This window comes from Chryseotalea sp. WA131a, assembly GCA_025370075.1.
Taxonomy (GTDB): domain Bacteria; phylum Bacteroidota; class Bacteroidia; order Cytophagales; family Cyclobacteriaceae; genus ELB16-189.
Genome location: CP073016.1, coordinates 1,213,622 through 1,228,723, shown reverse-complemented (window position 1 = coordinate 1,228,723; position 15,102 = coordinate 1,213,622). Strand labels below are relative to the sequence as shown.

The following is a 15,102-nucleotide window of genomic DNA, read 5'->3' as shown; positions in this document are numbered from 1 at the left end:
GTTTAGCTAGCTGCAATGTTTGTTTATATTGTGCGCACGTTGGTCAGCGACCAACGTGAACATTGGGAAGTCATAGAGACAATTGAGGCGAAAACAAATACTGGTAGGCCGACAGAAAACCAAAAACGCTATAATGCGGGCGAAGAGGTTACATTGAAGGGAAAGGATATTGGAAAGAGAATTGGCGAGGGGGTGAAAATTGATAAGAAAAAGGTTGAACATAACTTCAGCAAAGTCAAACTAAATCCTGCGGGCAGAAAAATTTCTCAGTTCTTTGAAAAAATCAAATAGTGGCCATGAAGCATAAGCTTATTGAAAAAACTCTAGTAGATCGACTTAGCAAAGAATTGATTTTACACAACTTTGAAGTAAACAGAATTGATTTGGACAAGGAGCATAATGCTGATTTCATTTTGAATGGAGACAAGGTGCATCATATTTTTGGCGTTAGATTTTTGCACTATGAAAAAAACATTGCCTTGGAGTCAGATATCATTGCAAGTTATGATGAGGTAACTGAACTTGCGAAGAAAGTGGTGTCATGGGAATCCAAGTATTTTAAAGATTACTTAGCGATGTCATCTAGGTTGGGTATTGCGTTAAACCCTAAGAATAAAGATGGTTTTTTCAATGACAATGATTGCCTGCAGATAGAGTTGGAACCAAATGAAAAGAGTATAGATAGGGCGTTGTCAATACTAATGAAAAAATTTTTCCGAAATGGTGCTTTAAGCTTTATTGAAAAGACAAATACAATCCAAAAGGCTGATTTCATTACAAATAGCTGGGTAAGGAAAGGGGAACCAATGAGGCTGCTCACTTACTATCCTCATGTACCATGGCAAATGACCACAGGGATAGTTCTTGCAAAGCTTACCAAAAATCCCAGGTATGCCGAAATTTTAGATGTCTATCAAGATTTTATAAGGGATAGACTGTCGCCCGATAGCGAGCGCATTAAGGATTTTAAGGCTTTTGTGAAGTATTTTGATGTCAGTTCGGCAGTTTCCGTCTCCGCAGAGTCGCCCGCCTCGGGGACTCTGGTTAGTCAATTTGATAAATCGAGCTCGAAATCTAATTCACCGAAAAAGCAGCAAGATAAACCCAAAAAGAAATGAGAAGGTTAGTTATATTATTTTGCCTTAGTTGTTTAAGTTGTAAGAGAGAGCCTCCTGTTTGTGGCGATGGGTTACATGTCAAGAGACAAGAATTTGTGTTCGATGTTAACGAATTGGATAGAGCTTGGCAAAACAACGATTCCCTATATTTAAAGCAATGGGTTTTTCATTTGGAAGAGCAAAGTTTTAGATCTTTTGCTGATAAGGTGACTTCGTTTGCTACTTCTACAAATTTTTGTTTTGGTTTTTTTGATCTAGGCGTGGATTTGAATCATAAGTATACAGACAGACAAAAAATGGCAATGATGTATAACGCGATAAAGGTTAATAAAACCTATCTAAGTTCGTGCTTATTTCTCAACAAGAAAATAATATTTGATAGTACATTATTTATTCAGAATAATTATTGGAATGATAGTACGTTATTTAGTGATACTGATATCGAGCTTATTAAAAATGAAATGGAGAGATTTTGTAAGTGACCTTCCCCCAGTTGTTGTTGGTCTAAAATTTATTTTTGAGTTGTTGTTGGTCGCTAAACAACAACTTGCTTTAGCTAGCTGTAATGTTTGTTTATATTGTGCGCACGTTGGTCAGCGACCAACGTGAACATTGGAAAATTTAGAAAATGCAACAAAGAGTTCAAAGAAAAAGTGAAAGCATTAGAATATAAACCAAGTGATTTTATAGTAAGTCTATCCTTTTTTGTTGGGAATATTGCCTTTCTATATTATTTAATTGAATCTGATTTGTTATTAGATTTTAAACCTTTTGCATACTTGATTCTTTTAAACGGAGTACTATACTTTGGTTTTAAAAATACAATGAATGCTTTTGCTTTGACTGATTCCTATTTAGTTATTTCTAACAGTTGGAGAGTTTCCTATAAAAAGGAAATTAAAATATCTAGCATAAGAAAGGCTTATGAACAGACTGGCAACTATGATGATTTTATTGTCTTTGTGATGAAGAATGATGAAACTCAAAGTTTTAGCACGAGGAGATTAAGTAAAGCTGATAAGGAGTCCTTGATTTCGGAAATAAATAGGAGAGTTACTAAATGACTTTCTTCTCCGCAGAGTCTCCCGCCTCGGGGACTTTGGCGGAAGCGGGCAAGATGAGCCCCCAGTTGTCGTTGGTCTAAAATTTATTTATGGATTGTTGTTGGTCGCTGACCAACAACTTGCTTTAGCTAGCTGTAACATTATTTATATTGGGCGCACGTTGGTCAGCGACCCTAGTTAGTTATTTTCCTTTATACTCGGGTTTGCGCTTTTCCACAAATGCCTTCATCCCTTCTTTCTGGTCTTCGCTGGCAAAAGTGAGGTAGAAGTTTTTCCGCTCGAATGCGAGGCCTTCATCCAGTTGGGTTTCAAACGAACGGTTGATGGCTTCCTTCGCTAACTGCACAGCCACGGGGCTCATCTGAGCAATTTCTTTGGCGAGTGTAATTGCTTCGTGCAAATACATTTCAACAGGTACTACTTTAATGGCCAAGCCATAGAAAACAGCTTCTTCGGCAGAGAGGAAGCGACCGCTCAAAATAAGCTCCATCGATTTTGCTTTGCCCAATGCTTTGGTTAGCCGCTGCGTGCCGCCCGCACCGGGTATGGTACCGATTTTTATTTCGGGTTGGCCAAACTTGGCTGTTTCAGAGGCGATGATGATGTCGCACATCATGGCCAGTTCGCAGCCACCACCCAACGCAAAACCACTTACCGCTGCGATGATCGGTTTTTTTGTTTTTCTGATTTGGTCCCACGTGCTGAAGGAATCAATCATCAACATTTCCATAGCCGTTTTGTCGGCCATTTGTTTAATGTCGGCACCGGCTGCAAAAGCTTTTTCATTTCCGGTGAGGATGATGACGCGCACATTTTCGTTTTTGTCCAGTTGCTGAAGGGCGGTAAGCAACTCTTGCATCAACTGATGGTTAAGGGCGTTCAGTTCTTTGGGGCGGTTGAGTTCTACCACTGCTACAAAGGGCTCTCGTTGTTCCGTTACTTTTATTAATTCCATTGGGTCTATTTTAAAAATTCAAATCTAAGAAAAAGAATTTGGGTATTGTGATTGTCGTTTCGCAGTTCGATGTAGAAAGAATTTTGATGGCGGATGTTCCCGTGAAGAGTTTATCGTTAATTTTTGCGCTTTTATATCCTACGAGCTACTAAGCAACTGCTTGCGTAAAGTTATATTAAGTATAGGATTCTAGTTTTTCAACAAAACCTGTAAAGTAGATCGTGACGATTGTTCTAAGATTACACCCTTTAGTCCGCTAAACTCGGCAGCCGTTTTAGTGTCATAATTTTTGATGGTGATCAAGGTGAGGTGGGTATTGAAATACACCTCAAACTGTTGACTTAAATCGTCAATCAATTTCATGATCTTGCTTTCGCGATAATCCACACAGAACGAAAACGAAATGGCAGAGTTTTGCATCAGGTTGATGCGCACGTTATGGTCGCTAATGGATTTGAAAATGATGGCCAATTGCGGTTCGTCAACAAACGTGTAGTCGGTAACCTTGCACGAAATCAAACATTGATTTTCTTTGTACACAATCAATGGTGGCAATTTATCTACACGGCATTCATGGATTTTCGTTCCAGGTAAACCAGGGTCAATAAAACTTTTTACATACAGTGAAATGCCTTTGTTGGCCAAAGGCTTAATGGTTTTGGGGTGGATGACCGATGCACCAAAGTAGGTCATCTCGGCCGCCTCCTTGTACGGAAGCTCTTCAAAAACAATTGCATTTTTTCTTCGCTTAGGGTCGGCACTCATTACACCAGGCACATCTTTCCAAATGGTAACTGATTTGGCGTTCAGGCAATAGCCAAAAATGCCAGCCGTAAAATCCGACCCATCGCGCCCCAGCGTAGTAGTAAAATTTTGGTCGGTTGAGCCAATGAAACCTTGTGTAAGGGTAATCGATTGGCTGTGTAATCGATTGACTCTATTTTCTGTTTCGCGCCAATTTATTTTTGCTTCGCGGTAAGCATTGTCTGTTTTGATTAATGTCCGGGCGTCTTCCCAACACACATCAATCCCCTGCGATTTTAAATAATGGGCAACAATAATCGATGATACTATTTCGCCTTGCGAAACGACTTGGTCGTAAATAAAATCGTATTCGCCCAATTGTGCAGCCGTGGATTCTATATCGCGAAAAATAGTTTCCAATTCAGGTTTTACTTTTTCAAGTTGCAAGGCATCTGCCTGTTGAAAATGGTAGCTTTTTATTTTCTCCAACTCAGATGCAAAGTTTTTTTTTGCCAAGGCCAATGCGACCACTTCTTCCAACGCATTGGTTGTTTTACCCATGGCCGAAACCACTACCACCAATTTTTGACCTGCTTGCCCCTGAGCTTGTTGTTGAATGATGTAGGCTACTTGACGAAGGCGGTCAGGTTGTTGAAGGGCAGCACCTCCAAACTTAAAGATATCCATCGATTTTACTTTATTTCAAACGTTTGCAATATATATTTGTGGCCAAATTTAGCAAAACACATGGAAGCTTCTCGCATTGCCTTGCCCATCGGTACCGCACTCGATCGATTTATCAAAAACAATCAAGATCAATTTCAATATGCCAGCGGTGAACTTTCGCAGTTGCTGCGCGACATTGCGTTGGCCAGCAAAGTGGTGAACCGCGAGATCAACAAAGCTGGTTTGATCGATATTATGGGTGCGATGGGCAGCCAAAACACAGGTGGCGAGCAACAACAAAAATTGGATGTGTTGGCGAACATACGATTTACCCGCGCACTTACTAAAGGAGGGGAGGCTTGCGCATTGATCAGCGAAGAGACCGAATCGTTTGTGGATCTAACCAACGAAGGCAAGTATGTGATTGCCATTGATCCGCTGGATGGTTCCTCCAACATTGATGTGAATGTGAGCATCGGCACTATTTTTTCGATTTACAGACGAAAGAGCAAAGAAGGTGAGCCCATCAATGAAAGTGACATTTTACAAACAGGCGAAGAGCAAGTGGCGGCTGGCTATATTTTGTACGGTTCTTCCACGATGTTGGTTTATACTACTGGCCACGGGGTAAATGGTTTTACCTATGAGCCTACGTTAGGCGAATATGTTTTATCGCACCCCGATATGACCATGCCAGAGAACGGAAAAATCTATTCGATCAACGAAGGCTCTGCCAATTCATTTTCACCACCCGTAAAAGAGTACATTCAATATTGCAAAGACAACAATTATACGGCTCGTTATATCGGTTCGCTGGTGGCGGATTTCCATCGCAATATGTTGAAGGGCGGTATTTACATTTATCCGGCTACGGCAAAAGACCCAAAAGGCAAGTTGCGATTGATGTATGAGTGCAATGCGCTTTCGTTTATTGCCGAGCAAGCTGGCGGCATGGCATCAGACGGTAAAGGAAGGGTGATGGAAATAAAACCAAAAGATTTGCACGAACGCACCCCGTTTTATGTAGGATCTAAAAAAATGGTGGAGAAGGCAATTGGGCTTGGTTAAATTCTCACGTAAAGGCCTAAGGTTTAACCCTCCTGAATCGATTCGCAATCGTAAAGAACAGGATTATTCAAAAGTAGAACTCGCTTCGCTGTTAAACTCTTTCTGTGGTTAGTCACGTGAGGGACTTTATCTTTGTAGAAAAACGAACGTTGAAGAAGCCGTCCTATAGGGACGGAATGTTTTATCGGAAACCTGGAAAGAAATGGCCAATACCTATACGCAAGTTCACATCCAATTTGTTTTTGCAGTTCAAAATCGCATCAGTTTAATCCAGGCGTCTTGGGAAGAAGAGCTTTTCAAATACATCACTGGTATTGTCAAGAACACCAAACATAAGATGATAGCCATCAACGGAATGCCAGACCACTTACATATGTTTGTCGGTTTACATCCCACACAATCCATGTCTGATTTAATGCGCGTGGTGAAAGGGGAATCATCAGAATGGATCAATAAGAGAGGTTTTATCAAAGGCAAATTTCAATGGCAAGAAGGGTATGGTGCTTTTTCTTATGGGCATAGCCAAATAGACAGCGTTTACAATTATATAATGAATCAAAAAAGGCATCACGCTAAGACATCTTTTATTGAAGAATACAAACAATTATTGGAGAAATTCGAGGTGGCTTTTGACGAACGATTTATCCTAAAACCAGCCGAATAAACATTCCGTCCCTAGCGGGACGGGTTCGCTAACCATAACCATTCTACAAACATTGCCTCGTCCTAAAAAAAGTTGACAGTTTTTAATGATTAATTCTGCCTCAAGTTTACACTTAAAGTTTAATCCTGCAAACCGTTTACATTTGTTGAACCAGGTGAAGCGGACGTGGGCAATGCTGAGGAGCAACCCATCAGGAATAACCCTGGTCAGATAGCGTATTAATCCGCCCATGGCTTTACAGTCAATGGGCGGATTTTACCTTGCAATACGCGTTCTGGTTTATGCCTTTCAAAACCTGCCGTTAGGCATTTTCACATACAACAGCCTCCTTTCTTTTGTTAATCACATAGTAATTCTTCCAATGCTTCTTCAGCTCTCCTGATTTAGTATGCGCTACAACAGGAGTGAGCATATCCACACTGGAATGTGGCCGCTGGAAATTGTAGATACTAATGGCAGACGCGATCGCTACCTGTGCCTGAGCAAAAGTTGGATAACAAATCTCCAACAATTCATCTTTAAGAATTCCATTCACTCTTTCGGCCATTGCATTTTCAAGAGGGTCACCGTTTTGTGTCATCGAAATTTGAATATGGTTTTCTTCCAATAATGACACATAATCATGACTACAATATTGTAGCCCTCTATCAGAATGATGGATAAGGTTATCATGGGAGGGGTTACCCTTCAATGCCATTTTTAATGCCAGCACACATCCTTTAGCAGAAAGATCTTCGCAGAGATAAAACCCAATAATCTTGTGGCTGTAGGCATCTGTAACCAAACTCAGATAGGCAAAGCCTTTTTCTAAATGGATATAGGTTATATCGCTTACCCACAGTTGGTTAGGTGCATTGGGAACAAAACCAATAATGAGGTTCTGGTACTTTCGCAGCCAGTGATTGGAAAACGTTGTTTGGGGCTTGGAGCGTTTTCTTTTTCTAACCAATAACCCTTGGTTACGCAATATCTCAAAGAAGGCATCACGGCCTATGCTGATCGCATGGTTGTGCATAAAAACATTCATCATGATCAATAACTTTCGAGTGCCAATCCGTTTTTGTGTTTTGCGGATGCGCACCACTTCTTGCACCAGTAAATCCTCTTGCAAGGCTTCCCGTGCTTGAACTTTAATTTGCTGGTAATACGCCTGTCGACTATAACCAAGTAATGAACAAAGCATCCCTATAGATTGGGAAGGCGTTCTTTGAACAATTCTTAAAACTACTTGGTGCCAGACTTTTTTCGGATCGGCAAGCCAAGTTCCTCTTCAGCAATGTTAATTACTTCAGTGAGAACTTCATTAAGCAGCCGGGCCTTACGCAGTTCCGATTGAAGCTGTTTTACATCTGTGGGTAGAGCTTCTTTGGCTAAATCTGCGATGGCCTTTGTACGTTTGTTAATTGCTGATTTATTCATGCGGCCTTGGTATTGCATTACCCAGCGGTGAACGTTACGAAAATTCACCCCGTATTTGGAGCCCAATTTGCGAAAACTTAACCCAGTGGATAAATACTCCGCAATAATACTTTCTTTTAATTGTATGTGATTCATTTGGGTTGACTTTAGTGTCAACCTATTTCAGGACAAGACACATCAAATCCCTAGCGGGATTGATATATGTTAGGACTAAAATGAAATAATTGAACCTCATTGGTTTTAGCTTTTTTGAATAGCCATAATAACGTTGGAATAAACATTCCGTCCCTAGCGGGACGGGTTCGCTAACCATAACCATTTTACAAACCTTAAATCCCTAGCGGGATTGATATATGTTAAGACTAAAATGAAATAATTGAACCTCATTGGTTTTAGCTTTTTTGAATAGCCATAATAACGTTGGAATAAACATTCCGTCCCTAGCGGGACGGGTTCGCTAACCATAACCATAACCATTTTACAAACCTTAAATCCCTAGCGGGATTGATTTCTAAATAACAGAGCTAAGTAGCAACTCTTAGATAAGGGATAATCAGATGAGCTTTAAATCTTGCTTGCAGGTTTCTGATTCAACCCGACCCGATCAGAAAATAAAAATGGCAAACTAACATCGCACCGCTACAACCGCCTACCCTTGCTACCTTCCGATCCTGGGGGAGTTCAGCAGGAGCTGGTCGTGCCAGTTTGCCGCTGCAAAGATAACACTCAAAGTAAGCCCGCCAAATAAAGATTAAATTCGATGGCGTTTACCTCTGCAAAACCATCGTGCTTCAGATCGTCAAATAGTTGGGAATCAAACTCTAGCTCACGCATTTCGGAGCCATCAGGGGTAACGGTAATCTCTGTGCCCGTAAAATAGATCGGATTGATTTTCACCAATATCTTGTTTCCGCCTAATTCTTTTTTAAAATATTGGTGAATGATGTTGTTGGATTTGGCCATTATAATACAGCCAACTTTTTTGCATGCAGATCTGAAAGGCTGATGTTTCCAATCAATTCCTCTTCCAGCAGATTTGCCCACGCACTCAGATAAGCAATGGCATCTTTTTTGGAATTGTATCGGAGGTTTCTTTTCTCCAATGGCAATTGAGAAAGCACTTTGCCGTCCGACAATTTTTCCAAATGCATTAAGTCATCTGCATCAAACCCAAACCGGATCAATTCCGAGATAAGATTATCCATCGCCAGCCCGCTGGTAGGGCAGTAGTCGTTCAGTTGCTCGGTCCAATCTCCATGTCCTTGCATGGCACGTGTGTGGATTTCCACTTTGCTTAAATTCGTAACCTCTTGTGCCAAAAATCCACAGTTGCACAAGCCCATATGCCCCCATTGGTATTGGTTGTTTTGTTCTAACTTCTTTGCGGTATTTCGCAGCGCGGCAATGACTTCAACGGTAGCTTTGGCCATAAATCATGATTTAATCTCTTTTAAAATTAACCGATTAATCGAGATTTTGTTTGCATTACTTTTTTTATTTTGAAAAGAGTGCCTATTATTGCGGCATAATCATTATTTATGGGTAAAGGGGACAAAAAATCAAAAAAAGGAAAGATATCAATCGGTAGCTACGGCAACTCTCGCAGAAAGAAGCAAATTAAGGAAAGACTGAAGCGATCAGCCTCTAAGAAAAAAGTAGTGGCTACAGAAGGAAAAGAGAAAGTGAAAAAAGTGGCAAAGAAGGCAACCGCATAAAATGAAATTTAACTTTACTATGATTTGGTGGTGGCAGCAACCTGAACAGGGTGGGTGCCATGCTGCTTTATAAGTAAAATAAAAACTAATAAAAGCCCGCTCCGATACCCTCGGGGCGGGTTTTTTTATTTTAAACCAGTTGAGAAAATGAATTTTGAACTTGTAACATCCGTTCGCAGGTTATTGGCCGATACCATAACACCGGTCAATATCTATTTAAAACTCCGCGATGTGTATGCCGGAAGTGTGCTATTGGAGAGCTCTGATTATCATGGTCATGAAAATAGTCTTTCGTTTATAGGCTGCGACCCCGTGGCTTCTTTTACTCTTGCCGATCAGTCGCTGGTGTTAACTTTTCCGGATGGGCGAGAGGTGATCAAACAAATTTCTCCAGATGAGGTATTGCAAGCGTTAGAAGATTTTAAAAATACATTCACCTATCAAGCTGGCCTTTCCAAGTATCCGTACGCAGGCTTTTTTGGTTACTTGTCGTACGATAGTATTCGCTTCTTCGAAAAGGTGGACATACAGCGTAGTCAGGGCTCCATTCCTGATGCCGTTTACAAATTGTTTCGGTATGTAATTGTGATCGATCATTTCAGCAATGAGTTGCATCTTTTTGAAAACCAGGTAAAAGGATTCGAGCAACCACGGGGTGGAATTGATCGACTAGAAAAACTTATTTACAGCAACCGATTTGCAACCTTTTCTTTTGAGGCAACGGAAACGGAAAAATCAAACCTTTCCAATGAGCAATATGTAGCGATGGTGGAAAAAGGAATTACCCATTGCCATCGAGGCGATGTTTTTCAAATCGTGCTATCGCGCAGATTTTTTCAACCCTTTAGGGGAGATGAATTTAATGTTTACCGGGCACTGCGATCGATTAACCCATCGCCTTATCTTTTTTATTTTGATTTTGGAAGTTTCAAAATTTTTGGTTCATCACCTGAAGCGCAAATACAAATCAAAAATGGCGAGGCACATATTTACCCAATAGCCGGAACATTTAAGCGAACCGGAAACGATGGGGAAGATGCCGCATTAGCAGAAAAGTTGAGCCTCGATGAGAAAGAAAATGCCGAGCATGTGATGTTGGTGGATTTGGCAAGGAACGATTTGAGCCGCAGCTCTGAAAACGTACAGGTAGAAGTGTTCAAAGAGATTCAATATTATTCGCATGTCATTCACTTGGTTTCAAAGGTATCAGGAAAGTTGAAAGAGAAAGCAAGTACGCTACAAGTGGCGGCCGATACCTTTCCGGCAGGCACCCTATCGGGCGCACCCAAACCCATGGCACTTTCGCTAATAAATCAATATGAAAACTTGAACAGAGAATTTTATGGTGGAGCAATTGGTTTCTTGGGTTTTGACAATAGCTTTAATCACGCCATTATGATTCGGACTTTTTTGAGCCGAAACAATCAACTTGTATTTCAAGCAGGTGCTGGCGTGGTCGCTAAGTCATCGCCCGAAAGCGAACTGCAAGAAGTGAATAATAAAGTAGCTGCTTTGCGAAAGGCGATCGGAATGGCGGAATTGATTTAGAAGTTAATTATAATGAAACAAAACCGAAATATGAGATTAAGAAGTAGAAATAAGCATACACTAGTGTCTCCGATATCCTAACTCCTAACTTCTTTTTTAAAGATGAAAATTCTAGTCCTCGATAATTACGATTCTTTCACCTATAACCTGGTTCACATCATTCGTGAGTTAGATTATGCAATGGATATTTATCGCAACGATGAAATCAGATTGGAAGATGTGAGTCGGTATGATAAAATATTGCTTTCACCCGGCCCGGGCATTCCGAAAGAGGCGGGTATAATGAAAGCCTTGATCAAAGAATATTCACCAAGCAAGAGTATTTTGGGCGTGTGCCTCGGTCATCAGGGCATTGCCGAAAGTTTTGGCGGTACTTTGTATAACCTGCCCAATGTGTTGCACGGGGTTACCTCTACTTTGCAGATTATGGATAGCAAAGAAAAATTGTTTGATTCGTTGCCGATGGAGTTTACCGTTTGTCATTACCACTCGTGGGTGGTAGATCCGAACACGTTGCCTGTGGAAGTTAAAATTACGGCCAACAATGCACAAGGCTTGGTGATGGCAATCGCTCATCAAAAATATGATGTGCGTGGTGTGCAGTTTCACCCCGAGTCGATCATGACGGAATATGGAAAACAGATGATGAAGAACTGGTTGTTAATTTGAGAATAAATCAATTTGAAATAGATCAATTTGAAGATTTGAAAATGATATAATTTGAAAATGCGACTACTTACCACTTACTATTGACCAACGACCATTCACTATTCAACCCTAAGCCTCAAGTCCTAATTCCTAAGATATGAATACGGTACTAAATGAATTAATTGACCATCATTCGCTCACCAAAGAAACCGCCCGGCCGGTGTTGGTTGACTTGGCTTCTGGAAAATACAACCCCGCGCAAATGTCTTCTTTCATGACCGTGTACATGATGCGCAGCATCAAGACAGAAGAGTTGGAGGGCTTTCGCGATGCTATGTTGGAATTGTGTGTACCTGTTAAACTAGATGTGCCCGCGATGGATGTATGCGGCACAGGTGGAGATGGAAAAAATACGTTTAATATTTCGCTGACAGGATCTTTTAAATTTTACTCAAACAATGGAGAGAAAGTAATGAGCCCGCGCGAGTTAGGTTTGACTAAACTTACGCTGAGTGAAATTAAAGGTGGTGATACGGTAGAGAACTCAGCAAAATTATTCATGCAAATATTGGAAGGAAAGGGAACTCCGCAACAAAACGCGGTGGTGGTTGCCAATGCAGGCATGGCCTTGTATTGCGCCAATCAATCAGCAGGTATTGCTCAAGGAATGGCGAGAGCGGCAGAATCACTAACATCTGGCAAAGCACTAGATTGCTTCAAAAGATTGTTAAACACCTAGTTTCATTTTCAAATTTTCTAATCAGCGAATTACCGAATTGACAAAATGAATATCCTGAACCAAATAATTGAGCACAAGCGCAAAGAAGTTGCCGATCGGAAATCGCTGTATCCAACGAAGTTGTTGGAGCAAAGTATTTATTTCGGATCGCCCACCGTTTCGCTAAAGAAATGCATTCAGCGCAGCGATAAATCAGGAATCATTGCCGAGATAAAACGAAAGTCGCCCAGCCGAGGTATGATCAATAATTCTGTTTCTGTTGAGCGAACTTCCATTGGTTACATGCAGGCGGGTGCTTCAGCACTTTCGGTTCTTACCGATAAAGAATTTTTTGGTGGAAGCAACGATGATTTGACAATCGCGCGCAAGTTTAATTTCTGCCCCATCCTGCGCAAAGATTTTACCGTTGACGAATATCAAATCATTGAAGCAAAGTCCATTGGGGCAGATGCCATTTTATTGATTGCTGCGGTACTTTCACCAGAGGAGATACGGCAATTTGCCATCCAAGCAAAGCAATTGGGCTTAGAGGTTTTATTGGAAGTACATTCGCTAGAGGAATTGAAACGCAGCATTACAGATGAGATCGATTTAATCGGTGTCAACAATCGCGACTTGCAATCTTTTAATGTTAGCTTGGATGTTTCTCGTGATTTGGCCGCTCATATTCCCAATTTATTTGTGAAGGTGAGCGAGAGTGGAATCGAATCACCAGAAGCCATTGTTGAATTGAAGAAGTTTGGGTACGAAGGTTTTTTAATGGGTCAGAATTTTATGCAACACAATAGGCCTGAAGAGGCTGCGAAGGAGTTTGTGAGGCAGTTGAAAAGATTGGAGGATGTGAGAAGTTAGATGTGAGATTTTGGAGATGAAAAAATTGGTAAAAATCTGCGGCATGAAAGACCCGACAAATATTGTTGAGGTGGCTAGGCTTTCGCCTAATTGGATGGGGTTTATTTTTTATGAAAAGTCACCACGGTTTGTAGGTAATGATTTTGTGATGCCTGTTATTCCTCATACAATCGATAAAGTAGGCGTGTTTGTAAATGAAACGAGTAGTGAAATTTTGCGATTTTCCGAAAAACATAGTTTAAGTTTTATACAGTTGCATGGAGATGAATCGGTTCAGCAGCTAATCGAGTTGAAGAAATACAACTTGAAAATCATTAAGGCTTTTCGCATCGATGCTGAATTTGACTTTGATTTCGCGATTGACTATCAACCACACGTTGATTACTTTCTTTTCGATACCAAAGGAAAAAAATATGGAGGCAACAATGCTTCGTTTGATTGGACGCTGTTGAAGAAGTACAACCAGAAAGTTCCTTTTTTACTGAGCGGAGGATTGAATTCGAATAACTTAACCAATGTGTCCGCGTTAGAGGATATGAATTGTGCTGGCTTCGATTTCAACAGCGGAGTAGAGCATTCTCCTGGAATCAAAAATCTCAAATCTGTTAAAGACATAATGAACTATTTAGAAGCATCAATTCTAAACTCTTAATTCTAAAATCATAAATCGTACAAGATGAATTATCAAGTGGATGAAAATGGGTACTATGGAAATTTTGGTGGAGCGTTTATCCCCGAAATGTTGTACCCTAATGTGGAAGAGCTTCGTGCCAGCTATTTGAACATCATTTCAACCCCAGCATTTAAAAAACAGTTTGAGCAGTTGCTCCGCGATTTCGTAGGAAGGCCAACGCCATTGTATTATGCTGCTCGATTATCGGAGCGGTACAACGCGAAAATTTATTTAAAGCGTGAAGACCTTTGCCACACAGGTGCGAACAAAATCAACAATACCATTGGCCAGATTTTGGTTGCTCAAAAGCTCGGCAAAAAGAAAATCATTGCCGAAACTGGAGCGGGACAGCACGGTGTGGCCACGGCTACCGTGTGTGCATTGATGGGCATGGAGTGCATGGTGTACATGGGTGAATTGGATATGGCTCGTCAACGACCCAACGTTGAGCGCATGCGCATACTTGGCGCGAAAGTGATTCCCGCTATCAGCGGCAGTAAGACCTTAAAAGATGCCACCAACGAAGCCATGCGCCATTGGATCAACAATCCAACCGATACACATTACATCATCGGCTCGGTGGTGGGGCCACACCCTTATCCAGACATGGTGGCGAAATTTCAGTCGGTGATCAGTGAAGAAATAAAGAAGCAGTTGACAACCGAATTGGGCAATCCTTTTCCTGATTATGTGATTGCCTGTGTTGGCGGAGGAAGCAATGCAGCCGGAGCGTTCTATTATTTTTTAAATGATGAACATGTGAACCTGATGGGAGTAGAGGCAGCAGGAAAAGGCATTGACTCAGGCTATTCGGCAGCTACTACAGCCTTGGGCAAAGCAGGCGTTTTGCACGGAAGTAAAACATTGTTGATGCAAACGGACGATGGGCAAGTAGTAGAGCCACATTCTATTTCAGCGGGTTTGGATTACCCGGGTATTGGCCCGCAGCATGCGCACTTGTTTGAAGCGGGGCGGGTAAACTTTATGAGTGCCACCGATGATGAATCGATGGAAGCTGGAGTTGAATTGAGCCGCACAGAAGGGATTATTCCAGCCATTGAATCTGCCCATGCGATAGCGGTTTTGAAGAAGATTGAGTTTGCGGAAGATGACGTGGTAGTCATCAATTTATCGGGAAGGGGAGACAAAGATTTGGAAACGTATATTAAATGGGGGAAGTACTGATTTTCTAAATTTTGAGTTAAGTTTTTTTTGATTTGTGGCTTGTG

The 15,102-nt window shown here is 41.2% G+C and carries 19 protein-coding genes and 1 other RNA gene; 13 read left to right on the top strand and 7 right to left on the bottom strand.

The window, feature by feature from the left end:
* Positions 1-15: 15 nt before the first annotated feature.
* From KA713_05500 to KA713_05485, 4 genes are all read left to right on the top strand, one after another.
* A complete protein-coding gene (locus KA713_05500) occupies positions 16-291 on the top strand; it encodes a hypothetical protein (GenBank protein UXE68042.1) in 276 nt (91 codons plus the stop codon).
* A gap of 5 nt (positions 292-296) precedes the next feature.
* The gene (locus KA713_05495; GenBank protein ID UXE68041.1) at positions 297-1,118 is read left to right on the top strand and encodes a hypothetical protein; all 822 of its coding nucleotides are present in this window, start codon (positions 297-299) and stop codon (positions 1,116-1,118) included.
* On the top strand, positions 1,115-1,600 hold the full coding sequence (locus KA713_05490) for a hypothetical protein (protein ID UXE68040.1): 486 nt from the start codon (positions 1,115-1,117) through the stop codon (positions 1,598-1,600). Before KA713_05495 ends, KA713_05490 begins: the two co-directional genes overlap by 4 nt.
* 123 nt (positions 1,601-1,723) lie before the next feature.
* The gene (locus KA713_05485) at positions 1,724-2,182 is read left to right on the top strand and encodes a hypothetical protein (GenBank protein ID UXE68039.1); all 459 of its coding nucleotides are present in this window, start codon (positions 1,724-1,726) and stop codon (positions 2,180-2,182) included.
* A 181-nt stretch (positions 2,183-2,363) separates the two neighbouring features.
* On the opposite strand, the gene KA713_05480 is transcribed toward KA713_05485, so the two are convergent.
* Both KA713_05480 and KA713_05475 read right to left on the bottom strand, forming a co-directional pair.
* Positions 2,364-3,137, bottom strand: coding sequence for an enoyl-CoA hydratase/isomerase family protein (locus tag KA713_05480; GenBank protein UXE68038.1), 774 nt, complete (start codon positions 3,135-3,137; stop codon positions 2,364-2,366).
* Positions 3,138-3,326: 189 nt separating this feature from the next.
* Positions 3,327-4,568, bottom strand: coding sequence for an aspartate kinase (locus KA713_05475; GenBank protein ID UXE68037.1), 1,242 nt, complete (start codon positions 4,566-4,568; stop codon positions 3,327-3,329).
* A gap of 60 nt (positions 4,569-4,628) precedes the next feature.
* Here KA713_05475 and fbp point away from each other — a divergent pair, with 60 nt between their 5' ends.
* Together fbp and tnpA are read left to right on the top strand one after the other, a co-directional pair.
* Positions 4,629-5,615 carry a class 1 fructose-bisphosphatase gene (fbp, locus tag KA713_05470; GenBank protein UXE68036.1) on the top strand — a complete coding sequence of 329 codons (987 nt, stop codon included), beginning with the start codon at positions 4,629-4,631 and terminating at the stop codon, positions 5,613-5,615.
* A gap of 202 nt (positions 5,616-5,817) precedes the next feature.
* The gene (gene tnpA, locus KA713_05465; protein UXE68035.1) at positions 5,818-6,279 is read left to right on the top strand and encodes an IS200/IS605 family transposase; all 462 of its coding nucleotides are present in this window, start codon (positions 5,818-5,820) and stop codon (positions 6,277-6,279) included.
* Positions 6,280-6,580: 301 nt separating this feature from the next.
* On the opposite strand, the gene KA713_05460 is transcribed toward tnpA, so the two are convergent.
* The 5 genes from KA713_05460 to KA713_05440 all read right to left on the bottom strand — a co-directional run bounded on the left by KA713_05460 (position 6,581) and on the right by KA713_05440 (position 9,128).
* Positions 6,581-7,462: an IS3 family transposase gene (locus KA713_05460; GenBank protein UXE68034.1), complete on the bottom strand. Its 882-nt coding sequence runs from the start codon at positions 7,460-7,462 to the stop codon at positions 6,581-6,583.
* Between the two features lie 41 nt (positions 7,463-7,503).
* Positions 7,504-7,833 (bottom strand): transposase, encoded by a 330-nt coding sequence (locus KA713_05455; protein ID UXE68033.1) that lies wholly within the window; start codon positions 7,831-7,833, stop codon positions 7,504-7,506.
* 479 nt (positions 7,834-8,312) lie between these two features.
* An RNA gene (ffs, locus tag KA713_05450) (signal recognition particle sRNA small type) lies at positions 8,313-8,410 on the bottom strand.
* 14 nt (positions 8,411-8,424) lie between these two features.
* Entirely contained in the window at positions 8,425-8,661 is a 237-nt protein-coding gene (locus KA713_05445; protein ID UXE68032.1) for a hypothetical protein, read from the bottom strand.
* The gene (locus tag KA713_05440) at positions 8,661-9,128 is read right to left on the bottom strand and encodes a hypothetical protein (GenBank protein ID UXE68031.1); all 468 of its coding nucleotides are present in this window, start codon (positions 9,126-9,128) and stop codon (positions 8,661-8,663) included. Before KA713_05440 ends, KA713_05445 begins: the two co-directional genes overlap by 1 nt.
* 108 nt (positions 9,129-9,236) lie before the next feature.
* Between KA713_05440 and KA713_05435 the strand changes: the two genes are divergently transcribed.
* The 7 genes from KA713_05435 (at position 9,237) to trpB (ending at position 15,058) form a co-directional block, all read left to right on the top strand.
* A complete protein-coding gene (locus tag KA713_05435) occupies positions 9,237-9,413 on the top strand; it encodes a 30S ribosomal protein THX (protein ID UXE68030.1) in 177 nt (58 codons plus the stop codon).
* 147 nt (positions 9,414-9,560) lie between these two features.
* Positions 9,561-10,961 (top strand): chorismate-binding protein, encoded by a 1,401-nt coding sequence (locus tag KA713_05430; protein UXE68029.1) that lies wholly within the window; start codon positions 9,561-9,563, stop codon positions 10,959-10,961.
* A 102-nt stretch (positions 10,962-11,063) separates the two neighbouring features.
* Positions 11,064-11,630 (top strand): aminodeoxychorismate/anthranilate synthase component II, encoded by a 567-nt coding sequence (locus tag KA713_05425; protein ID UXE68028.1) that lies wholly within the window; start codon positions 11,064-11,066, stop codon positions 11,628-11,630.
* Positions 11,631-11,766: 136 nt separating this feature from the next.
* Positions 11,767-12,348 carry a hypothetical protein gene (locus KA713_05420; GenBank protein ID UXE68027.1) on the top strand — a complete coding sequence of 194 codons (582 nt, stop codon included), beginning with the start codon at positions 11,767-11,769 and terminating at the stop codon, positions 12,346-12,348.
* Between the two features lie 45 nt (positions 12,349-12,393).
* The gene (gene trpC / locus KA713_05415) at positions 12,394-13,200 is read left to right on the top strand and encodes an indole-3-glycerol phosphate synthase TrpC (GenBank protein ID UXE68026.1); all 807 of its coding nucleotides are present in this window, start codon (positions 12,394-12,396) and stop codon (positions 13,198-13,200) included.
* Between the two features lie 16 nt (positions 13,201-13,216).
* On the top strand, positions 13,217-13,852 hold the full coding sequence (locus tag KA713_05410; protein ID UXE68025.1) for a phosphoribosylanthranilate isomerase: 636 nt from the start codon (positions 13,217-13,219) through the stop codon (positions 13,850-13,852).
* A 24-nt stretch (positions 13,853-13,876) separates the two neighbouring features.
* A complete protein-coding gene (gene trpB, locus KA713_05405; GenBank protein UXE68024.1) occupies positions 13,877-15,058 on the top strand; it encodes a tryptophan synthase subunit beta in 1,182 nt (393 codons plus the stop codon).
* Positions 15,059-15,102 lie beyond the last annotated feature (44 nt).